The sequence below is a fragment of the Cellulomonas aerilata genome (genome assembly GCF_007991755.1).
Lineage (GTDB): Bacteria > Actinomycetota > Actinomycetes > Actinomycetales > Cellulomonadaceae > Pengzhenrongella > Pengzhenrongella aerilata.
The window spans coordinates 285041-305143 of the sequence record NZ_BJYY01000013.1; the positions used below are offsets into that span (position 1 = coordinate 285041).

Here is a 20103-nt window from a genome sequence, read left to right on the forward strand (position 1 = left end):
GTCCCGACGCAGTGGGTAGCCCCTTGCGGCGCGCACGTGATGCCGACGCGGCGTTGCCCCTCTCGCTCAGGACACAGGCACGCGCAGAGCCGCGGCACCTTCGGGCGCCAGGTGCAGGACGCCTTCGACGCGGTCGCCCGTCAGCACGTCGTCGAACGTGCCGCCCACGTCGACGGTGCGAGCGGCGTCCGTGGTGTTGAGCAGGAACAGGACCGGCCCCCGCCTGATGATCTCCACACCGTCCGTAGACGGTCCGGGCAGCACCGGCAGCACCCCGGCGGCGTCCACGCACGCGCCGATCACCCCGGCGAGCGCCTCTGGCGGAAGCTTCGCACTGACGTACCACCCCTGGCCGCCCGCCGGGTGGCGCCTGCGGACGACGGCCGCCGAGCCGTCCAGGTCGGAGCCGACGACGGTCGCCATCGCCTCGCCACCACCGGCCCGGACCCGCTCGGCCCAGTCGTGCACCGTCACCTCCTCGAACAGCGACGACCGGACGCGCACGCCGGCGTCCCCTAGGGGGACGTACTCCTCCCCCGCTCCACCCACGACGTCGGCGAAGGGCACCGGGAACCGTCCGGTGCGCAGGTGGCCGTCGGCGTCGACGGCGCCGGACCACGGCCCGACGAGGAGCACGCCGCCGCGCTCGACGACGGCACGCAGGTTCGCCGCGTCCTGGTCGTCGACCAGGTGCAGGTGCGGCGCGATCACGAGGTCGTAGCCCGAGAGGTCGGCCCCGGGGTGCACGACGTCGGCCGTGATCCCGGCCTCGTACAGTGGCCGGTAGTACGCGCGCAGCTGGTCCAGGACGTCGAGCCGGTCCGACGGTCGTGCCGGCTCCTCGGCGGCCCACCAGCTCGACCAGTCGAAGACGAGAGCGGTGCGCGCCGGCACCCGCTCCCCGACGACGGCTCGCAGTGCGGCGAGCTCGCGGCCGTGGGCGCGGACGGCGCGGTGCAGCCGGGTGTCCGGGCCGGCGGTGGGGACGAGTGCGGAGTGCCACCTCTCCGCGCCGAACGCGGACTGGCGCCACTGGAAGAAGCATGAGCCGTCGGCGCCGCGGGCGACGGCGCGCAGCGAGTCCAGCCGCATGCGCGCGGCCGACTTCGGGACGTTGTGGGTGCGCCAGTTCACCGCGCCCGCCGCCTGCTCCATGAGCAGCCAGGGCTCCCCGCCGGCCAGCCCGCGGACCAGGTCGTGGGTCAGTGCCTGCAGCAGGGGGGACCCGGGGTCCGCCGGGTCGCCGTAGGTGTCGTCGGAGACGACGTCGACCTCCGGGGCCCAGCGCGCGTAGTCGGTGTGCTGGTGGAAGCCCATGAAGTTGGTCGTCACCGGGGTGCCCGGGTCGAGCGCACGCAGCAGGTCCCGCTGCTCGGTGAACAGGGCCAGCAGCTGGTCGGAGGCGAAGCGGCGGTGGTCCACCGAGTGGCTGGGGTTGGGGACGTACGGCGCGGCGCGGGGCGGCAGGACCTCCGCCCAGTCGTCGTACCGCTGGCTCCAGAACGCCGTCCCCCAGGCGCGGTTGAGCTCGACGAGGTCGCCGTACCGCGCGGCCAGCCACCGCCGGAACTCCGCGGCGCACAGGTCGCACGAGCAGACCTGCCCGAACTCGTTGCCGACGTGCCACATCCGCACCGCCGGGTGGCCGGCGTAGCGCTCGGCCAGGGCGCCGGCGATCGCCAGCGCGTGCCGGCGGTAGACCGGCGACGACGGGCAGAAGTGGTTGCGCGAGCCGTGGCTCAGCCGGACACCGTCGGGCCGGACCGCGTTCGTCTCGGGGTGACGCACCCCGAGCCAGGGCGGGGGCGACGCGGTCGGCGTCGCCAGGTCGACGGCGATCCCGTTCGCGTGCAGCAGCGCGAGCACGTCGTCGAGCCACCCGAAGGTGTGCTCCCCGGGACGCGGCTCGAGCTGCGCCCAGCTGAAGACGCCGACGGTCACCACGTTCACGCCGGCTGCCCGCATGAGGGCCACGTCCTCGTCCCACACCTCACGGGGCCACTGCTCGGGGTTGTAGTCCGCTCCGAAGAGCAGACCCAGCTCGCCCGTCAGGTCGGCCAGGCTCGGACGCGCCGTGGCCGGCGGTCCGGGGTCGGGGGTCAGGTGGGCGGTCGTCATCGGTCCCCTCGTCGTGCTCAGGTCAGCGTCTCGGTCGTCGTGGTCGGGTCGTCGTGGTCGGTCGGCGTGGTCGGTGGGCGCGGTCGGACGTCGTGTCAGGTCGTCGTCCCGAAGTCGCCCGGCCCCAGCTCGGTGGCCGCGTCGGTCAGGCGGCGCGCGACCTCCCGCCCTTGCCACCGGACGTGCACCGTCCGGCCCACCTGGGCCGGCGAGCGTGGCCGCAGCACCGCCCGCACCAGCTCGCCGTCGGACCACTCGAGGTCGACCAGCACGCCGGGCCGCGCGACCAGGCCGTGGGCGGACCCGCAGGCGAGCTCGGCCGGGAGGGCCGGCAGCAGCTCGATCGGTCCCCGGTGGCTCTGCAGCAGGCACTCCGCGAGCGCCGCCGCGTAGCCGAGGTTGCCGTCGACCTGGAACGGCGGGTGCGCCGCGAACAGGTTGCGGTACAGGCCACCGGCCCACTGCCCCTGCACGCCGGTCGCATCCCGGAACACCAGGTCGAGGAGGTCCGAGACGCGGTCGGGGCGGTGCAAGCGCGCCCACAGGGCGATCTTCCACGCGAGCGACCAGCCGGACGAGTCGTCTCCGCGGCGGTCGAGGGTGGCCGCCATCGCCCCCAGCTCGGTGTCGCTCAGCGGCTCGTCGCCGGGGAACAGCGGGTACAGGTGGCTCACGTGCCGGTGGTGCGGGTCGCTCTCGACCTCGTCCCGGCCCCACTCCTGCACCCGACCGTCGGCGGTGACCAGCACGGCCGGCAGGTTCAGGAGGGCGCCGGCGGCACGGTCCGCGAGTTTGGCGGCGTCCGGCCCGATCCGCGGTGCGACCTCGACGACGGAGCGCAGCACGTCCCGCACGAGGGCCCGATCCATCGCGCTGGAGCAGGTCACCGCGACCGTGCGTCCGCCGGTGTCGACGAACGTGTTCTCCGGGGAGGTGGACGGGGCTGTGCCCCGGCGGCCGTCCGGCAGGCGGACGAGCCACGAGAGGGCGAACTCCGCGGCGCCGCGCAGCACCGGCCAGACGACCGTGCGCGCGTGGTCGTCGTCGACCGAGCCGAAGCGAACCCGCTCGACGAGGTGGCGGGCCAGCCACAGCCCTCCCAGCGGCCAGAACGCCCACGACGGGTCGCCGTGCCCGGCGCCGACGGACGAGGTGAACGCCCAGGCGTCGCTGTTGTGGTGCGCGGCCCACCCCGCGGCGCCGAGCCGGTCGGCCGTGGTCCGGCCGGACGATGCCAGCGCCACGACGAGATCCTCCAGAGGCCGGACGGTCTCGGGCAGGGCGAGGACCTCGGCGGGCCAGTAGTTCATCTCCGTGTTGATGTTGAGCGTGTAGCTCGAGCTCCACGGTGGTTGCATCTCGGCGTTCCACAGGCCCTGCAGGTTGGCGGGCAACCGGCAGCTCCGCGAGGAGGACAGCAGCAGGTAGCGGGCGTGGTCGAGCAGTGCCCCGGCGAGGCCGGGGTCGACCTCGAGGACCCGCCGCGGGTCGGCCCGGGCCGCGGTCAGGCGCTCCTCGATCGTCCGGGAAGGGCCTGGCAGGTGGGCGTCGCCGAGTGCGACACCGCACCGGTCGACCAGCGCCGTGTGCTCGGCCCGGTGGCGGCGGATGACGTCGTCCGGCTCCTGGGCCAGGACCCGGGCGACGCGGTCCCGCGCCCGTCCGGCCACGTCGGCCGCGGTGCCGGCCAGGTCAGCGCCCGGTCCCCGGTACGTCGTCTCGACGGCGAGGGCGACCACCAGCCGGTCGCCGTGCCGGCTCCGGAGCCGGCGCCAGCGGACGACGACGCACGCCTCGACCGCCACGGGTCCCCAGGTGACAGCAGGAAGCCGCGGCTCGTGACCCGGCGCGACGTCGGACGGTGCGCGCAGCCAGACCTCGAGCCCCTCGGGGTCCTCCTGCCGGCGCAGCTCACGCAACGGCGAGGTGAGCCAGACCACGACAGGGTCCGCCGGCGTCTGCTGCGCCGCGCCGTCGACGACGTGCAGCAGCACGTCGTCGACGGCGGACACCACGGTGCGCGCCCGTCCGCGGGCGTCCGTCCAGGTGTGCGTCCCGGTGCGCAGGTCGAGCGAGCGACGTCCGGCGCCGCTGTCCGGCGTGGCGACCTCGAGAGTGGCCAGGGGCACGAACGCCTGGGCGTACGGCAGCTGCAGGGCCTGCAGCGGCTCGGTCGCCTCGAGCCCCCGGCCGGAGGTCGCCGCCTCGCGCGCCTGCGCCAGCAGCTCGCGCGCCTCCTCGTCGGACGGTGCCGCCCAGGCGCCCTCGCTCGCCGGCGAACCGGACCAGACCCCTTCATGGTTGAGGTCGAACCGGGCCGGCGACCCGCCCCAGCACATCGCGCCGAGCCGGCCGTTGCCCAGCGGCAGGGCGTGCAGCCACTGGGTCGCCGGTCCGTCGTGGTCGAGCACCGTCACCTCGCGGTCACCCGCGCACGCTGCCCGCGGTCAGGCCGGCGCGCCAGAACCGCTGCAACGCCAGGAAGACCGCCGCGATCGGGACGACCGAGATCATCGAGCCGACCACGGTGAGGATCTGCAGGCCGGGGATGGTGATGGACGCCTGGTTCCAGCCCGTCAGCCCGACCGTCAGCGGCATCAGCTCCACGTCGGTGAGAACCAGCAGCGGCAGGAGGTAGTTGTTCCAGCTGCCGAGGAACGCGAACAGCAGGATCGTCACCAGCCCGCTGGACATCAGGCGCAGGCCGAGCGTGGCGAAGGTGCGGAACTCCCCCGACCCGTCGAGGCGCGCCGCCTCGATGAGCTCGAGCGGGACGGCGTTCTGCGCGAAGATCCAGGCCAGCAGCACGCCGAACGGGTACGAGAGGCCCGGCAGCAGCAGGCCCCAGTACGTGTTGTTCAGGCCGAGGTTGACCAGGAGCACGTACGTCGGCTGGGCGAGGACCGTGCCCGGGACGAGCATGCTGCCCAGCACGACGGCGATGAGCAGCGAGCGGCCGCGGAACCGGTAGACCGCCAGCGCGTACCCGGTGGCGGCGCACAGCAGCGTGGTGAGCAGCGACCCGACCACCGAGTAGACGACCGAGTTGAGCGCCCAGCGCCAGAAGATGCCGCCGTCGTAGGTCGACAGCTCACGCACGTTGTCCCACAGGTGCCAGTCGGCCAGGGAGAAGCCGGGGGTGCTGAACAGCTGCGACGCCGACTTGGTGGACGCGACGACCAGCCACAGGACCGGCGCCAGGAAGTACAGCGAGGCGACCGCCACGAGCGCCGTGGCGGCGATCATCCAGCCCCGGCTGACCCGGTCGCCGCCGGACACGACCGTCCGGGAGGCGCGACCACGACGGCGTGGCTGCGAAGCCGGGGCGACGGGGGCGGCAGGACGCTGCTGCAGGCCGGCGGTCATCGGGCACCTCCGCGTGCGGAGGAGTTCGTGAACCGGACCAGGACCAGGGAGACCACGAGGGTCACGAGGCCGAGGATCACGGCCATCGCCGAGCCGAGGTGGGCGTCGCGCCCGAGTGTCGACACTGCGTAGATCGCCATGTTGGGCGTCCAGTCGCTGGAGATGTTCGGGGTGATGAACTGCAGGACCTGCGGCTCGTTGAACAGCTGCAGCGTGCCGATCACCGTGGACAGGGTCGTGAGCATCACCGCCGGCGCTATCATGGGCAGCTTCAGGCTGAGCGCGATCCGCAGCTCCCCCGCCCCGTCCAGGCGCGCCGCCTCGAAGGTGTCGCGCGGCAGCGACTGCAGCGCCGAGAACAGGATGATCATGTTGATGCCGGCGTTCGACCAGATGCTGACGTTGGCGACGGACCACAGGACCGTCCCGGGCGCGAGCAGGTCGGCGTCGACGCCGATCGCCTGCAGCCCCTGCACCAGCGGGCTGACCGACGGCTGGTAGAAGAAGCTCCACAGCAGCGCCGCGATGACGCCGGGCACCGCGTAGGGCAGGAACACCGCGAACTGGAAGAAGCGGCGCGCCTTCACCAGTGCCGAGTCGAACAGCAGGGCCAGGACCGCCGCGATCACCATCATCACGGGCACCTGGACGACGCCGTAGAGCGCGACGCGCACGAAGCTGAACAGGAAGTCGGTGTCGGCGAACGCCCGTGCGTAGTTGCGCAGGCCCACGAACACCGTCTCGGCACCGCCGAAGCCCAGTCCCGAGCTCTGGCTGGAGTACAGGCCGTTCACGACCGCGATGACGATCGGCGCCAGCATGAAGGTGAGGAAGACCAGGACGAACGGGGTCACGAACGCGTAGGGGACCCACCGTCCCCCGCCGCCGATCACACGGCGGCGGGGGACGACGGCCGACGGGGCCTGGGCGACCACGGTCAGTCCTTGACCGTGAGACCGCGGGCCTCGAGATCGGCGACCGTGGCTGCCTGGGCGTTGTCCAGCGCCTCGGTGAAGGTCTGCGACCCGCCGACCACCTTGGCGAACTCGTCCAGCACCGCGGTCTGCGCCGTGCCCCAGTTCGGGCCCTCGGTCCACGTCGACGGGGTGTGCTCGGCCGACTCGATGAAGACCTCGTTGATGACCTGGCCGCCGTAGAACTCCTGCTCCTGACGCAGCGCCGGCGAGGCCAGGCCGTTCTTCGTCGAGGGGAACAGCCCGCCCTCGGTGATGAGCGTGTCCTGGGTGTCGTCCGAGCCGTTCAGCCAGGACGCGAACTCCGCCGCGGCGGCCGGGTCCTGGGCGCCGTCGAGCACGACGACGGCCGCACCACCGGAGTCGCCCTGGTTGTCCGAGCCCTCGTTGGTCGGCATCGGCGCCACGCGCCACCGGCCCGAGGTGTCGGCGGCGTTCTCGGCCAGCGCGACCGGGAACCAGGCCGCGTAGCTGATGGTCGCGATGTCACCGGCGTTGACGCGGGCCCAGTACTCCGGCGTCCACATGAGCTCGGTGGTGACCAGGCCCTCGTCGAGCAGGGTCTGCCAGCGCTCGGCCACCTGCTTGCTCGCCTCGTCGTTCACCCCGACGGTCCACGCGTCGCCGTCGATGCCGAACCAGCTGCCCTCGGCCTGCTGGACCTCCTGGACCCACTGGCCGATCTCGCCGGGCGACATGTTCGCGATGTACACCTCGGGATCGGCGGCGTGCAGCGCGCGGGCGGCCTCGAGGTACTCGTCCCACGTCGTGGGGACGGCGATGCCGTGCTGCTCGAGGATGTCCGTCCGGTACATCATCCCGCTCGGGCCGATGCCCTGCGGGACGCCGTACACCTTGCCGTCGAACGACACCGAGGCCCAGGACGCCTCCGTGTAGTTGTCCTCGTGCTCGGTGACGTACTCGGTGATGTCCTGCACGCGCCCCTGGATGACGTAGTCCGGCAGGTTGTGCGTGCTCAGCTGGACCAGGTCGGGCCCGGTGCCGGCGTCGACTGCCGCCTCGACCTTCTGCCCGTCGTCCCCGGTCATCCGATGAAAGGACACCTGGATGTCGGGGTTGTCGGCGTTCCAGGTGTCCACCAGACCCTCCAGGCCCGGGACCCAGCCCCAGAAGTCGACCTCGACCGGTCCGTCCGCGGACGCACCCCCGGCCGCGGCGTCGCCGGAGTCGCCCGAGTCGCCTGTACCGCACGCCGTGAGCCCGGCGAGGGACAGCATGCCTGCGGTGATGATCGCGGTCCGCCGCCGCCACCCGTGCCCCGAGAGCGTCTTCGCGTCCACAAGACCGTCCTTCCGTCGTGGTGGCCCTCGTCGGCCAACGTCCGGAAGTTTGTCGCACGCCGCAACATACTGTCAACACAAAGGTAGGATGACTGCCTCCTGCCAGAGCACTTCCTTCATCGAGGAGATCCCCGTGCCGCTCACCGACCTTCCCCTCGCCGATCTCCGGACGTACTCGCCGGACCTCGCCGAGCCGGACGACCTGGACGACTTCTGGGCCGCCACGCTGTCCGAGTCGCGCGCGCTGGGCGCCGCCCCGGTCCTCGCGCCGGTCGACACCCCCGTCCGCGAGCTGGTGGTCGAGGACCTCACCTTCCCGGGCTTCGCCGGTGAGCCGGTCCGGGCCTGGGTCGTCCGGCCGCCGGCTCCCGGACCGCACCCCTGCGTCGTGGAGTATCTGGGCTACAACGGCGGGCGAGGCGTGCCGGGAGAGAAGCTGCAGTGGGCGGCGGCCGGGTACGTGCACGTCGTGATGGACACCCGGGGGCAGGGCAGCGGCTGGGGCAGCGGCGGGCACACCCCCGACCCGCACGGCGCGGGGCCGGCCGTGCCGGGGTTCATGACCCGGGGCATCGAGGCGCCCGCGACGTACTACTACCGGCGCGTCTTCACCGACGCCGTCCGGCTCGTCGACGCCGTCCGGACGCTGCCGTTCGTCGACCGGGACCGGGTCGCGGTGACCGGGGCGAGCCAGGGTGGCGGCATCAGCCTCGCGGCGGCCGCCCTCGCCGGAGACCTCGTCGCCGCGTGCCTGCCGGACGTCCCCTTCCTGTGCCACTTCCGCCGTGCGGTCGAGCTCACCCCGGAGCTGCCGTTCACCGAAGTCGTCCGCTACCTCGCCGTGCACCGCGGCAGCGACGCGGCGGTGTTCCGGACGCTGTCCTACTTCGACGGCGCCGTCCTGGCGCGTCGCGCGCGGGTGCCGGCGCTCTTCTCGGTCGCCCTCATGGACGCGATCGTCCTGCCGTCGACGGTCTTCGCGGCCTTCAACGCCTATGCCGGGGAGGACCGCTCGATCGAGGTCTATCCCTGGAACGGCCACGAGGGCGGTCAGGTCCCGCACTGGGCCCGCCAGGTCGAGTGGCTGGGTCCCCGGCTCTGACGGACCGGCTCCCCGCTCGGGGGGCGCGATCGGCCGCACCGCTCAGACCAGGTGGCGGATCGCCGTGATGGCCGCTCCCCAGGCGTAGTCGGTGAACGCGAACGGGTGCACCTCGACCGGCGGGGCGATCGCCGAGGGGTCGAGCCGCCGGCGCAGCGCGGCGTCGAGCTCGGCCCGGGCGTACTCCCCGACGGCCCGGCCCTCCCCGGTGAGCACGACCTTCTCCGGGTCGATTAGATTGACCAGGTTCGCGGCGAGCGCACCGAGCGCCGTGCCCGCCTCCCGCAGCGCCCGGTCCGCCCGCCGCTCCCCCGCCTCGGCGGCACGCAGGACGTCGTCGAAGGACGACAGGCCCGCGTTGGCCAGCACAGCCGGGACGGTGACGTAGGCGGACGCACACCCCACGTGCCCCCGGTCGCAGCGCGGCCCGCCGCCGGTCACGATCAGGTGGCTGACCTTGCCCGGCCGGCCGTGCGCGCCGCGGAGCAGCGTCCCGTCGAGGACCAGACCGGCCCCCACGCCGGCGCCCACCGCGACCACGGCGAGCGAGGCCGCCCCGCGCCCTGCACCGAACCAGTGGTGGGCCACGGTCAGCGCCTGCACGTCGTTGCTGATCGCGGTGGGCAGGCCGGTGGCGGCGACGACGGCGGCCTCGAGCGGCACCCGGTCCCAGCCCAGGAAGTCCGAGCCGATCACCCACGCCGACCCGTCGACGACGTGGACGTCACCGGCGAGGCAGACACCGACCGCCGACACCCGCGGGAACGCCGACCGCGCCCGCAGGACGGCCCCGGCCATCGTCGCGACGACGTCGTCGACGTCGCGCGACGCGAGCCCGATCTCCTCGGTGTGGAGCACGCCGGCCCCGAGGTCGGTCACCACGACGTACAGGGTGGTGCCGGTGAGCTTGAGCCCGACGAACCGGCCCCCGTCGGCCCGCAGGGCGACCACGTCGGAGGGGCGCCCGGGCCCGAGCACCTCGGCCGGGACACCGTCCCGCAGCAGACCCGCCTCGGTGAGGTCGCGCGTGAGCCGCGAGAGCGTCGCGCGGGACAGGCCCGTGCGCCGCGTCAGCTGCGAGCGGGACCTCGGCCCGTGGACCAGGACGTCGAGCAGGACCGTGCGCTTCGCCGACGTCAGGGACGGCCACGCCCACGCCGTCCCGGGAGGGTCGACCATGGCGCGAGCGTAGAGGTCGGCCGGGGTCCGAGGCCGGTCGCCAGACGTCGGACGGCTGTCGCCCGGGCCCGACCTGCGCCGCTACGCGCCCGACGGGGCCCGGACGGCGCGGCGGACGGTCTGGGTCTGCTCGCCGAGTCCCTCGACGTGCATGGTCATGACGTCGCCGTCGCTCAGGTAGGGGAACCGGCCGGAGAAGGCGACGCCCTCCGGCGTCCCGGTGTTGACGACGTCCCCCGGCTCCAGCGCCATGAACTGGCTCAGGTGCCAGATCAGGTACGGCACGTCGAAGATCATGTCGGCCGTGACGGAGGCCTGCCGGACCTCCCCGTTCACCGTCGACCCCAGGCGCAGGTCGCCGGGGTCGAGCTCGTCGGCCGGGACGAGGTAGGGGCCCAGCGGGTTGAACGTCGGGGCGCACTTGCCCTTCGACCACTGCCCGCCGGACAGGTCGATCTGCCACGTGCGCTCGGAGACGTCGTTGGAGATCGTGTAGCCGGCGATGCAGCCGGCGGCGTCGGCGGGAGAGGGCAGGCACCAGGCGCGCGCGCCGATGACCACGGCGAGCTCGACCTCCCAGTCCGTCCTCGTGCTGGCCGGCGGGATCACCACGTCGTCGAACGGGCCGACGACGGTGTTCGGCGTCTTGAGGAACACGATCGGAAGTGCGGGGGGCTGCGCGCCGGACTCGGCGGCGTGCGCGGCGTAGTTCTGCCCGATGCAGACCACGGCCGAGGGACGGGCCACCGGAGGCCCGAGGCGCTGCCCGTCCAGGTCGACCAGCGGCAGGGAGCCGTCGGTGAGCGCGCGACGCACGCGGGCGATCCCCCCGCCCGCGAGGAAGGCCCCGTCGATGTCGGCGGTCAGCGGCGTCAGGGAGAACGCCGCGTCGTCGTGCAGGACGGCGGGGCTCTCGGCGCCCGCGGGGCCGTGTCGCAACAGCTTCATCTCGTGCCCTCCTACGGCAGCAGGTCCTGGTCGGGCACGAGCGTGTCGAGCTCGGCCCAGAGGTCGTCGGGGACGGCGGCCCGCAGCTGGTCGACGGTGTCCCGGACCTCGTCCGCGCGTCCGGCGCCGGTCACCACCGCACCGACGGCGGGATGCCGGGTCGGGAACTGCAGGGCCGCGGCGCGCAGGCTCAGCCCCCGGGCCCGGCACGCGGCCGCCATCCGCCGGGCGGCGTCGAGCAGCCGCTCCGGTGCCGGTGCGTAGTCGAACGGCGCACCAGGACGGGGGTCGGCCAGCAGCCCGGAGTTCAGCACCCCGCCCGCGAGCACCTGCACACCCCGCTCGGCACAGGCCTGCAGGAGGCCCCGCTCCGCGCGGCGGTCCAGCAGCGAGTACCGGCCGGCGACCAGCACGTGGTCGGCGTCGGTCTCCCGGACGAAGCGCTCCGCGACGTGCGCGTAGTTCGTCCCGACGCCGTACCCGGTGACGACGCCCTGGTCCCGCAGCCTGGCCAGCGCAGGGGCCGCCTCACGGACGGCGGCGTCCAGGTGGTCCTCGGGGTCGTGCACGAGCACGACGTCGACGCGGTCGAGCCCGAGGCGCTCGAGCGACTCCTCGAGGGCCCGACGCACCCCGTCCGCGGAGTAGTCCGTCACACGTCGACGCGCCGGTGCCCCGAAGAAGCCGTCGGTCCCGTCGGCGACGGTCGGGTCGTCCACGAGGAGCCGACCGACCTTCGTCGAGAGCGTGAACGAGTCCCGCGGCCGGCCGCGCAGGAACTCCCCGAGGTACTCCTCCGACAGTCCGACGCCGTAGTGCGGTGCGGTGTCGAAGCGCCGGAACCCGAGCTCCCACGCGGCACCGAGGGCGGCGTGCGCCTCCTCGCGCGAGCTGGGCCGGTACAGACCCCCGAGGGCGGCGCACCCGAAGACGGTCGTGCGGGACCCTGCGTCCGACCCGGGCGGCAGCAGCGCGCGGTCGGGCTCGTGACCGGTCACGCCGGACGCACCCGGAGCCCCTGCAACCCACCGTCGACGGCGAGCGCGGTCCCCGTGGTCGACCCCGACGCGGGCGAAGCCAGGTAGGCGATGGCCGCGGCCACCTCGGACGCCGTCACGAGGCGCCCGAGCGGCTGGCGCGCCCCGAGCGCGGTGCGCTCCGCCTCCGGGTCCGCGGCGGCCTCCAGCAGCCGGCCGACCCACGGGGTGTCCACGGTGCCGGGGTTCACGCAGTTGACCCGGATCCCCTCGCGGACGTGATCGGCGGCCATCGCCAGGGTGAGCGCCTGCACGGCGCCCTTGGAGGCGGAGTACAGCGCCCGGCGGGCCAGCCCGGCGGTGGCCGCGATCGAGCAGGTGTTGACGATCGCGGCGTGCGGGGAGCGGCGCAGGTGCGGCAGCGCGTGCCGCGAGACGCGCACCATCCCCAGGACGTTCACGTCCAGCACCCGGGCCCACTCGGCGTCGTCGTTGTCCGCGACCGTGCCCTGCGCGCCGATGCCGGCGTTGTTCACGACGACGTCGATGCCGCCGAACCGCGCCGCGACCGCCTCGACCGCCTCGCGCACCGCCGCGTCGTCCCGGACGTCGGTGGGCACGCCGACGAGCGGCGCCGGGAGGCCTTCCAGCGCGTGCGGGAGGTCGAGCACCGCGACCCGGGCGCCCCGGTCCGCGAGCGTCCGGGCGGTGCTGAGCCCGATCCCGGACGCGCCACCGGTGACGACGGCCACCAGGCCTGCGAAGTCGCTCATACGACGGCTCCCTCGGCGAGCGCGTGTCCCTCAGCGGGGACGCGCGCGGGGACGGGCATGGCGGGGACGGGCGCGGGCGCCTGCCAGGCCGGCCCGTCCGGGAAGGCGTGGTCGTCGACCGACCGCTGCCACATGCGAGCGCCCATGCCAGGGGCGACCGGGGCACGGTAGCGCCCGCCCTCGACCCGCACCGGGTCGACGAAGTGGTCGTGCAGGTGGTCGACGTACTCGATGGCACGGTCCTCCATGGACCCCGAGATCGCCACGAAGTCCGCCATCGCCAGGTGCTGGACCATCTCGCACAGCCCCACCCCGCCGGCGTGCGGGAACACCGGGATCGAGAACTTCCGCGCCAGCAGCAGCACCGCCAGGTTCTCGTTGACGCCCCCCACCCGGGCGGCGTCGATCTGGATGAGGTCGACCGCGCGCGCCTGCATGAGCTGCTTGAACATCGTGCGGTTCTGGGTGTGCTCACCGGTCGAGACCGGCACCGTGACGGCCGCACGGATCGCGGCGTGGGCGAGGATGTCGTCCGGGCTGGTCGGCTCCTCGATCCAGGCGAGGTCGAAGCGCTCGAGCTCGGAGAGCCAGCCGACCGCCTCGGCGACGTCCCAGCGCTGGTTCGCGTCGATCGCGAGCCGGACGTCGGGACCGACGGCCGACCGGGCGACGCCCAGGCGCCGGACGTCGTCCTCCAGCGACGCACCGACCTTGAGCTTGATGATCCGGTACCCGTCGGCGACCGCCTCGCGGCACAGCGTGGCGAGCTTGTCGTCGGAGTACCCGAGCCAGCCCGGTGACGTGGTGTACGCCGGGTAGCCGTGCTGCTCCAGGTGGGCCCGCCGCGCCTCGCGTCCGACCGCGGCGTCCTCGAGCATCGCGAGGGCCTCCTCCGCGGTCAGGGCGTCGGAGAGATAGCGCCAGTCCACGCAGGCGACGATCTCCGCCGGGCTCAGGTCCGCGAGGAACCGCCACAGCGGCTTGCCGGCGCGGCGCGAGGCGAGGTCCCAGGCGGCATTCACCACGGCGCCGATGGCCATGTGCATGACGCCCTTCTCCGGGCCGAGCCAGCGCAGCTGGGAGTCGTCGGTGAGCCGACGGGCGAACGTCCCCAGGTCGCCGCAGACGTCGTCGAGGTCGAGCCCGACGACGTGGTGGGCCAGCGCCGCGACCGCGACCGTCTGGACGTCGTTGCCCCGGCCGATGGTGAAGGCGAGCCCGTACCCCGCCAGCGGCTCGCCGTCCGGCGTCCGCTCGTCGGTGTGCAGCACGAGGTAGGCCGCGGAGTAGTCGGGGTCCGGGTTCATCGCGTCGGAGCCGTCCAGGAAGCGCGACGTCGGGAACCTGACGTCGCGCGTCTCGAGCGCGGTGATAGTGGGCATGTCGCCTGTGCGTCCTCTCTGGCGCGACAGGCGACGTCGGGAAGCATCCGCGCTTCGCCGGTCCACTGTGGCCGGAAGTGATGGTGAGACATCCGATGTCTACCATGCCGACCACCTGCATGCCCAGCCCCCAGGCCGGGCGAAGGCCTGTCGCCGGGCGCCGCTCGCCACGGCGGCGCACGCCGTCCGCCACGCGTCCGCACGCGTGACGACTGCGTCCTCGAGCCCGCTCAGGCCCCTGTGCCGTAGACCCGCTGCGCCGTCCCGCTGCGGATCGCGGTCTGCTCCTGCGGGGTCAACCGGTCCAGCGCGGCACGCAGACCTCCCATGACGTCGGCATAGTCGCCACGAAGGGTGGACACCGGCCAGTCGCTCCCGAGCATGAGCCGGTCGCTGCCGAAGCAGTCCAGCGCGTGCTGGAGGAACGGCCGGACCGCCTCCTGCGCGCCCGCCCCACCCCACGCGAGCTCGAGACCGGACATCTTCGCGACCGTCGACGGCGCGGCGGCGACGTCCCGCAGCTGCTGTGCCCACCGCTGCGCGGCCTCCCCCGCCCAGCCGGACCGGACCGGCGGCTTGCCGAGGTGGTCGAGCACGATCGTGAGGTTCGGATGGCGCCGGGCGACGACCGGCACCTGTGCCAGGAGGTCGGGACGCTCGGCGACGGCGTCGAAAGTGAGCCCTGCCTCGTCGAGGACCCGCATGCCGGCGGCCACGTCCGGCCGGAGCATCCACTGCGGGTCTGCCTCGTCATGGATGAGGTGGCGGACGCCGACCAGCCGGGGGTCGGTGCGCCGCTCCAGCTCGCGACGGCATCCGTCGGGGTCCGCGAGCGGGAGCCACCCCACCACCGACGCCGGGAGCCCGGCCCGGCGGGCGACGCGCAGCAGCTCGTCGGTCTCGGCGAGGCTGTCCGACGCCTGCACGAGCACCACCGCGTCGACCCCGACCTCGCGCATGGCCGGTTCCACCTCGGCGAGGGTGTGCGTCCGGTGCAGCGGGCCTGAGGTCAGCCACGGGTACGTCACCCCGGACGGCCCTCCGGTCACGTCCCAGACGTGCACGTGCGTGTCGACGAGCGTGGGCGCGGGCACGCAGACCTCCAGGGCAGGGCCGGATCGGTGGGTGGGGTCAGTGGTTCCCTGGGGGATGGTACAAAGGTCCGACGTCTCGCGAGGGTGCCCCCTCGAGCAGCAGAAAGGCCCTCATGGCGCTCACGGACGATGCCATCACCCAGATCAAGGCGATGATCACCTCGGGTGAGCTCAAGCCGGGTGACCGGCTGCCGCGCGAGGCCGACCTCGCGGCGCTCATCGGCGTGTCCCGCAACTCGCTCCGGGAGGCCGTGCGGGCGCTCAGCATGGTGCGCATCCTCGATGTCCGGCAGGGTGACGGGACCTACGTCTCCAGCATGAGCACCGACAGCCTGCTGGAGTCCCTCAGCTTCCTGCTCGAGTTCCGCCGCGACTCCGGGGTCGTGGAGTTCCTCCAGGTTCGCCGGATCCTCGAGCCGGCCGCCGCGGCCATCGCGGCGCGCACGATGACGCCCGAGCAGGTGGCCGGGCTGCGCGCCTCGGTGCAGGCGACCGGGGCGTCCACCGACGTGACCGAGCTCGTGCGCCATGACCTGGCGTTCCACTCCGCCATCGCGGTGAGCACCGGCAACGCCGTCCTGGCGTCCATGGTCGACACCGTCTCCATGCCGACGGAACGGGCGCGGATCTGGCGCGGCCTCACCGACGAGAACGCCGTCGCCAGGACCATCGAGGAGCACCTGCGGATCATCGAGGCGATCGAGTCGCACGACCCCGAGCTCGCCTCGGCACGGACCCTCGTGCACATCTCGGGCGTGCTGCAGTGGCTTCAGAGGGCAGGCGAACAAGCGTCGGGCGACTGACGTGACCCGGATGCACGGTGAACGGCTGAACCAGACGTCGCCCCCGTCGGCGCGCCGGTTCGACCGTGGGTGACGCTCCAGGACGATGGCGGGTACGCGACGCACGTGGGCGAGGAGCGACCTACGTCGTCGACGGCGGCTCGCACCTCCACCGATGTCCAGTCGCGGCTGCCTCCACCGTCCGCGGGGGCGGCCACGAACGGCCCGGACATGCCACAGGCCAGCGACTGGGACTAAGTCGCTGGCCTGCGGTGATGGTGCGCCATCAGGGACTCGAACCCCGAACCCGCTGATTAAGAGTCAGCTGCTCTGCCAATTGAGCTAATGGCGCGCGGTGAGAAACGTTAGCACCCGGTCCGGGCGACCGGCGAACCGGATGCCCCCGACGTGGCGCAGATCACGCGCGAGGCGTCAGGGCCCCGGGAGGCCGTCGGTCGACCGCCCGCGGGACGTGCCGTCGTCGACCCCGGGCTCCCACCAGGCGTCGTCGGGCATGCCCTCGGCGGCCAGGATGTCGGCGGAGTCCGGGCCGTCCGGTGTCACCAGGTCCATCAGCAGCGCGAGCGGCACGTGATCGGCCAGCAGGTCCATGACCTGCTCGGGGACCGGACCGTCGTCGGGCTCGGACGGCCGCGGGTCGCCGGTGGAGGCCGTCGGGTCGGCGTCGGGCACGTCGTTCACGTCAGCTCCCCTCGGGGCGGTGGGCGCTCATCGGACCACCCCCGCAGCAGCGTCTCAAGCGCGTCACCCGCGTGCCGCGGGTGATCACAGGTACAGGCCGGTACCCGTGCCGGCGGCGTCGGACTGCGCGACGCCGTGCACGTCCTTCTCCCGCAGCAGCACGTAGACCGTGCCGCCGAGCTCCACCTCGGCGCGGTCCTCCGGGTCGAACAGCACCCGGTCCCCCACCCGCACCTGCCGCACGCCCTGCCCGGCCGCCGCGACGTGCGCCCATGCGAGCCGGCGTCCCACCGACGCGGTCGACGGGATGACGATGCCCGACGTCGAGCGTCGCTCCGCGGACTCGGCGTCGAGGTGCACGAGCAGGCGGTCGCCGAGCATGCGGATCGGCGGGGTGGTGGCGTCCGGGTCGGGCGGCGCGGTGGTCACGCCGCCGACCGTACCCGCACGCCGGAGGGCCCACGACGGCGGGGCGGCGCGGGGAGGTGCTGCCCGCGACGCTCACTACGCTGGGTGCCATGACGACCCGACTCGCGCCCGGCGACCCCGCCCCGGACTTCACGCTGCCCACCGCCGACGGCGGCGAGCTGACCCTGTCCAGCCTTCGCGGGAAGCACGTCATCGTCTACTTCTACCCGGCCGCCATGACGCCCGGCTGCTCCACGCAGGCGTGCGACTTCCGGGACTCGCTCGAGGCGCTGCACAGCCAGGGCTACACGGTCGTCGGCGTCTCCCCGGACCCGGTGGACCGCCTGGCCGAGTTCGCCGCGCACGACGGGCTGACGTTCCCCCTCGTGTCGGACGTGGACAGGCAGGTGCTCACGGGCTGGGGCGCGTACGGGGAGAAGAAGCTCTACGGCAAGACGGTCACCGGGGTCATCCGGTCCACGGTCGTCGTCGACCCCGACGGCACGGTGGCGCTGGCCCAGTACAACGTCAAGGCGACCGGTCACGTCGCCAAGCTGCGCAAGGACCTCGGCCTCGCCTGACGGCGTCCCGGGCACCGCCCGGTGTGGAAGGCTTGGCCACGCGGGAGTGGTGTAACGGTAGCCACGCCAGGTTTAGGTCCTGGTGCCCTCGGGCGTGCGGGTTCGAATCCCGTCTCCCGCACCGGTGCGGACGCACGAGAGCGGGTGCCGCCCCCTGGGGCGACACCCGCTCTCGTGGCTCTGCGGCCCGACACGCGCCGGTCGTGCGGCGCGCGTGGTGGCTCAGCTCTGGTGGGAGTGCTCCGCGTGCTGCGCCTGGATCTGGGCGCGGACGTCGTCCATGTCCAGCCCCTTGACCGCGTCGACGACCTGCTGCAGCGCCGGCCCGGGCAGGGCACCCGCCTGGTTGAAGACGAGGATGCCCTCGCGGAAGGCCATCAGGGTCGGGATCGACGTGATGCCCAGCTCACCGGCGAGCGCCTGCTCGGCCTCGGTGTCGACCTTGGCGTGCAGGATCTCCGGGTGCTGGTCGGACGACGCCTCGAAGACCGGTCCGAAGCGCTTGCAGGGTCCGCACCACTCGGCCCAGAAGTCGACGAGGACGATGTCGTTGTCCTTGATCGCCTGCTCGATCGTGGTGCCGGTCAGTTCCTTCGTGGCCATGAGCCGCCCTCTCTCGCTGTCTCGTTCCTCCGGTCATCGATAACGCCCAGGCGCCCGCAGTATTCCGCCGGCTGCGCGTCGGGTGCGGACCCCGGGCGCGGGCCGGGGTAGAAAAGACCGGTGACCGACACCTTCGAGCTGCCCGACCCCGACCGCGAGACCCCCCGCCCGTCCGGCTGGCTGTCGCCGCACGAGATCGCCCGGGTGCGGGCGGCCGTGCCCCTGCTCTACGTCGACGCCGTGCCCGTCCGGGTGGACGACTCCGGCGACGTCGTCGCGGTCGGCCTGCTGCTGCGCGCCACGCCCGAGGGCGTCATGTCCCGTGCGCTGGTCTCGGGTCGCGTGATGTACCACGAGCGGGTCCGCGACGCGCTGCTGCGCCACATCGAGAAGGACCTCGGACCGGTCGCCCTGCCGCAGATCCCGTCGTCCCCGCAGCCGTTCACGGTCGCCGAGTACTTCCCGACGCCGGGTGTCACCCCGTACCACGACCCCCGCCAGCACGCGGTGTCCCTGGCGTACGTCGTCCCGGTCTCCGGCGACTGCCGCCCGCAGCAGGACTCGCTGGACCTGGCCTGGCTGACACCGGAGGAGGCGGTGAGCCGGCCCGTGCTCGGGGAGATGAACGGCGGGCAGGGGCTCCTGCTGCGCCAGGCGATGGCGTACGTGGGCCGGCTGCCCTGACGCCCCCTCGAGCGGCCGCCTCGGAGCGGCCGCCTCAGGTGGGTGGCCCGGCGGGACCGTCCGGGGCCTCGTGCAGCAGCCGGAACTCGCCCCGGCGCAGCAGGCGCAGGACGAGCGCGGCCGGGTTGCCGAAGGCGGCCAGGCCGTCCGCCCGGCTGCACGGCTCGACCCGGTCGACGCGGTGCTCGCGCCCCCGGTGCACCACGGTGCACCCGCCGGCCGCGACGACGTTGCGGTACCAGGACACCTGCGGCCCGTAGGTGAGCTCGGCGACGAACGCCCCGGGGACGCGCGCCAGGATCAGCGGCGTCTCGTACACGCGCCCGGTGGTGCGGCCCACGTGCCGGACCAGCGAGAACGGCCCACGCCCCGACCGGGCGGCGCGCAGCGCCACGGGGTTGAGCGTGTGGGTGAGCACGCGCAGGAACAGCCGCCGGCCACGACCGGGCACGGGCCCCACCTCCTCGTACGACCTCGCCGTGCGGCGCATACCGCCCATCGTGCTCCCGCGACCGCGTCGGGCGGGTGCGCAGCCGCGTCCACGACCGTGCCCGTCCGGACGGCGCCCGCCGGGCGAAGTGGGCCCGGAGGTCGGATGATCACGGCATGACCTCTCTCGCCTGCAGCCCGCGCCCCCGTGGCGCGAACCGATGACCGCCCCGACCCCGGACCGCCGGGGCGCCGACCACGTCGAGGTGATCCGCTCCGAGCAGCGTCTGGTCACCGGGGTCGAGCGACGGGTCAGCGGCCGCGTCCGGATCGCGAAGCGGGTCGTCACCGAGGAGCGCACGGTGACCGTCACCGTGCGGCGTGAGGAGCTCGTCGTCGAGCACCTGCCGGCCGACCCCACGACCGACGCGGCCGGGACGACCGCCGTCGCCCCGGCCCCGCACGGGACGGACGCGGTGCTGACGTTCGTGCTGTCGGAGGAGGTGCCGCAGGTGTCGGTCCGCTCCGTCCCGCGCGAGCGGGTCAGCGCCTACGTCGACCGGGTCACGACGCTCGAGGTCCTCACCGACGACGTCGCCCACGAGCGGGTCGAGGTCGACGTGGAGGACCTGAGGGACCGTCGCTGACGCCGCAGGCGCCGGGACCTCCCGGCGCCCGCGCCTCCGTACCGGGGGCCGGC

20 protein-coding genes and 2 tRNA genes are annotated in these 20103 nt (G+C 73.7%); 6 read left to right on the forward strand and 16 right to left on the reverse strand.

The features are described 5' to 3' along the window. Positions 1–66: 66 nt before the first annotated feature. The 5 genes from CAE01nite_RS09455 to CAE01nite_RS09475 all read right to left on the reverse strand — a co-directional run bounded on the left by CAE01nite_RS09455 (position 67) and on the right by CAE01nite_RS09475 (position 7759). The gene (locus tag CAE01nite_RS09455; RefSeq protein ID WP_146903245.1) at positions 67–2118 is read right to left on the reverse strand and encodes a beta-galactosidase; all 2052 of its coding nucleotides are present in this window, start codon (positions 2116–2118) and stop codon (positions 67–69) included. Positions 2119–2213: 95 nt separating this feature from the next. Further along, entirely contained in the window at positions 2214–4535 is a 2322-nt protein-coding gene (locus tag CAE01nite_RS09460) for a glycosyl hydrolase family 95 catalytic domain-containing protein (RefSeq protein WP_146903248.1), read from the reverse strand. A gap of 7 nt (positions 4536–4542) precedes the next feature. Next, positions 4543–5484: a carbohydrate ABC transporter permease gene (locus CAE01nite_RS09465; RefSeq protein ID WP_146903251.1), complete on the reverse strand. Its 942-nt coding sequence runs from the start codon at positions 5482–5484 to the stop codon at positions 4543–4545. Further along, a complete protein-coding gene (locus CAE01nite_RS09470; protein WP_222595871.1) occupies positions 5481–6419 on the reverse strand; it encodes a carbohydrate ABC transporter permease in 939 nt (312 codons plus the stop codon). The genes CAE01nite_RS09465 and CAE01nite_RS09470 overlap by 4 nt, the downstream gene beginning before the upstream one ends. Before the next feature lie 2 nt (positions 6420–6421). Then, complete coding sequence (locus CAE01nite_RS09475) at positions 6422–7759, reverse strand: ABC transporter substrate-binding protein (RefSeq protein WP_146903254.1); 1338 nt, start codon at positions 7757–7759, stop codon at positions 6422–6424. Positions 7760–7892: 133 nt separating this feature from the next. Here CAE01nite_RS09475 and CAE01nite_RS09480 point away from each other — a divergent pair, with 133 nt between their 5' ends. Beyond that, the gene (locus tag CAE01nite_RS09480) at positions 7893–8861 is read left to right on the forward strand and encodes an acetylxylan esterase (protein WP_146904033.1); all 969 of its coding nucleotides are present in this window, start codon (positions 7893–7895) and stop codon (positions 8859–8861) included. A gap of 42 nt (positions 8862–8903) precedes the next feature. Here the strand turns inward: CAE01nite_RS09480 and CAE01nite_RS09485 are convergent, their stop codons facing one another. The 6 genes from CAE01nite_RS09485 to CAE01nite_RS09510 all read right to left on the reverse strand — a co-directional run bounded on the left by CAE01nite_RS09485 (position 8904) and on the right by CAE01nite_RS09510 (position 15214). After that, the gene (locus CAE01nite_RS09485; protein ID WP_146903257.1) at positions 8904–10040 is read right to left on the reverse strand and encodes an ROK family transcriptional regulator; all 1137 of its coding nucleotides are present in this window, start codon (positions 10038–10040) and stop codon (positions 8904–8906) included. 81 nt (positions 10041–10121) lie between these two features. Then, positions 10122–10988, reverse strand: coding sequence for a fumarylacetoacetate hydrolase family protein (locus CAE01nite_RS09490; RefSeq protein WP_146903260.1), 867 nt, complete (start codon positions 10986–10988; stop codon positions 10122–10124). Positions 10989–10999: 11 nt separating this feature from the next. Beyond that, positions 11000–11986: an aldo/keto reductase gene (locus CAE01nite_RS09495; RefSeq protein WP_246131121.1), complete on the reverse strand. Its 987-nt coding sequence runs from the start codon at positions 11984–11986 to the stop codon at positions 11000–11002. Beyond that, on the reverse strand, positions 11983–12738 hold the full coding sequence (locus tag CAE01nite_RS09500) for an SDR family NAD(P)-dependent oxidoreductase (RefSeq protein WP_146903263.1): 756 nt from the start codon (positions 12736–12738) through the stop codon (positions 11983–11985). The genes CAE01nite_RS09495 and CAE01nite_RS09500 overlap by 4 nt, the downstream gene beginning before the upstream one ends. Continuing rightward, positions 12735–14120: an enolase C-terminal domain-like protein gene (locus CAE01nite_RS09505; RefSeq protein WP_146903266.1), complete on the reverse strand. Its 1386-nt coding sequence runs from the start codon at positions 14118–14120 to the stop codon at positions 12735–12737. The genes CAE01nite_RS09500 and CAE01nite_RS09505 overlap by 4 nt, the downstream gene beginning before the upstream one ends. A 230-nt stretch (positions 14121–14350) precedes the next feature. Next, positions 14351–15214, reverse strand: a complete 864-nt coding sequence (locus CAE01nite_RS09510; RefSeq protein WP_186816492.1) for an amidohydrolase family protein — start codon at positions 15212–15214, stop codon at positions 14351–14353. 113 nt (positions 15215–15327) lie between these two features. Between CAE01nite_RS09510 and CAE01nite_RS09515 the strand changes: the two genes are divergently transcribed. After that, on the forward strand, positions 15328–16017 hold the full coding sequence (locus CAE01nite_RS09515; RefSeq protein WP_146903271.1) for a FadR/GntR family transcriptional regulator: 690 nt from the start codon (positions 15328–15330) through the stop codon (positions 16015–16017). Positions 16018–16272: 255 nt separating this feature from the next. Here the strand turns inward: CAE01nite_RS09515 and CAE01nite_RS09520 are convergent. The 3 genes from CAE01nite_RS09520 to CAE01nite_RS09530 all read right to left on the reverse strand — a co-directional run bounded on the left by CAE01nite_RS09520 (position 16273) and on the right by CAE01nite_RS09530 (position 17079). Then, positions 16273–16348, reverse strand: a tRNA-Lys gene (locus CAE01nite_RS09520). An 80-nt stretch (positions 16349–16428) separates the two neighbouring features. After that, positions 16429–16698 (reverse strand): hypothetical protein, encoded by a 270-nt coding sequence (locus CAE01nite_RS09525; protein ID WP_146903274.1) that lies wholly within the window; start codon positions 16696–16698, stop codon positions 16429–16431. A gap of 84 nt (positions 16699–16782) precedes the next feature. Further along, positions 16783–17079 (reverse strand): GroES family chaperonin, encoded by a 297-nt coding sequence (locus CAE01nite_RS09530; RefSeq protein ID WP_146904039.1) that lies wholly within the window; start codon positions 17077–17079, stop codon positions 16783–16785. 137 nt (positions 17080–17216) lie between these two features. Here CAE01nite_RS09530 and bcp point away from each other — a divergent pair, with 137 nt between their 5' ends. Both bcp and CAE01nite_RS09540 read left to right on the forward strand, forming a co-directional pair. Continuing rightward, entirely contained in the window at positions 17217–17687 is a 471-nt protein-coding gene (bcp, locus tag CAE01nite_RS09535; protein WP_146903277.1) for a thioredoxin-dependent thiol peroxidase, read from the forward strand. A 40-nt stretch (positions 17688–17727) separates the two neighbouring features. Beyond that, positions 17728–17808 (forward strand) — tRNA-Leu (locus CAE01nite_RS09540). Positions 17809–17909: 101 nt separating this feature from the next. On the opposite strand, the gene CAE01nite_RS09545 is transcribed toward CAE01nite_RS09540, so the two are convergent. Next, a complete protein-coding gene (locus CAE01nite_RS09545; RefSeq protein ID WP_146903279.1) occupies positions 17910–18290 on the reverse strand; it encodes a thioredoxin family protein in 381 nt (126 codons plus the stop codon). Between the two features lie 120 nt (positions 18291–18410). Between CAE01nite_RS09545 and CAE01nite_RS09550 the strand changes: the two genes are divergently transcribed. Beyond that, positions 18411–18974, forward strand: a complete 564-nt coding sequence (locus CAE01nite_RS09550) for an NUDIX hydrolase family protein (RefSeq protein ID WP_146903282.1) — start codon at positions 18411–18413, stop codon at positions 18972–18974. Between the two features lie 34 nt (positions 18975–19008). Here CAE01nite_RS09550 and CAE01nite_RS09555 read toward each other — a convergent pair whose 3' ends face one another. After that, positions 19009–19464: a PNPOx family protein gene (locus tag CAE01nite_RS09555; protein ID WP_146903284.1), complete on the reverse strand. Its 456-nt coding sequence runs from the start codon at positions 19462–19464 to the stop codon at positions 19009–19011. Between the two features lie 160 nt (positions 19465–19624). Here CAE01nite_RS09555 and CAE01nite_RS09560 point away from each other — a divergent pair, with 160 nt between their 5' ends. Then, a complete protein-coding gene (locus CAE01nite_RS09560; protein WP_146903287.1) occupies positions 19625–20050 on the forward strand; it encodes a YsnF/AvaK domain-containing protein in 426 nt (141 codons plus the stop codon). The last annotated feature ends 53 nt before the right edge of the window (positions 20051–20103 follow it).

Bases quoted from the DNA above. Each gene is read 5' to 3' on its own strand.
- CAE01nite_RS09455 (WP_146903245.1), bottom strand. From the start codon at position 2,118: ATGACGACCGCCCACCTGACCCCCGACCCCGGACCGCCGGCCACGGCG.
- CAE01nite_RS09465 (WP_146903251.1), bottom strand. From the start codon at position 5,484: ATGACCGCCGGCCTGCAGCAGCGTCCTGCCGCCCCCGTCGCCCCGGCT.
- CAE01nite_RS09485 (WP_146903257.1), bottom strand. From the start codon at position 10,040: ATGGTCGACCCTCCCGGGACGGCGTGGGCGTGGCCGTCCCTGACGTCG.
- CAE01nite_RS09490 (WP_146903260.1), bottom strand. From the start codon at position 10,988: ATGAAGCTGTTGCGACACGGCCCCGCGGGCGCCGAGAGCCCCGCCGTC.
- CAE01nite_RS09500 (WP_146903263.1), bottom strand. From the start codon at position 12,738: ATGAGCGACTTCGCAGGCCTGGTGGCCGTCGTCACCGGTGGCGCGTCC.
- CAE01nite_RS09505 (WP_146903266.1), bottom strand. From the start codon at position 14,120: ATGCCCACTATCACCGCGCTCGAGACGCGCGACGTCAGGTTCCCGACG.
- CAE01nite_RS09515 (WP_146903271.1), top strand. From the start codon at position 15,328: ATGGCGCTCACGGACGATGCCATCACCCAGATCAAGGCGATGATCACC.
- CAE01nite_RS09530 (WP_146904039.1), bottom strand. From the start codon at position 17,079: ATGCTCGGCGACCGCCTGCTCGTGCACCTCGACGCCGAGTCCGCGGAG.
- bcp (WP_146903277.1), top strand. From the start codon at position 17,217: ATGACGACCCGACTCGCGCCCGGCGACCCCGCCCCGGACTTCACGCTG.
- CAE01nite_RS09545 (WP_146903279.1), bottom strand. From the start codon at position 18,290: ATGGCCACGAAGGAACTGACCGGCACCACGATCGAGCAGGCGATCAAG.
- CAE01nite_RS09555 (WP_146903284.1), bottom strand. From the start codon at position 19,464: ATGCGCCGCACGGCGAGGTCGTACGAGGAGGTGGGGCCCGTGCCCGGT.
- CAE01nite_RS09560 (WP_146903287.1), top strand. From the start codon at position 19,625: ATGACCGCCCCGACCCCGGACCGCCGGGGCGCCGACCACGTCGAGGTG.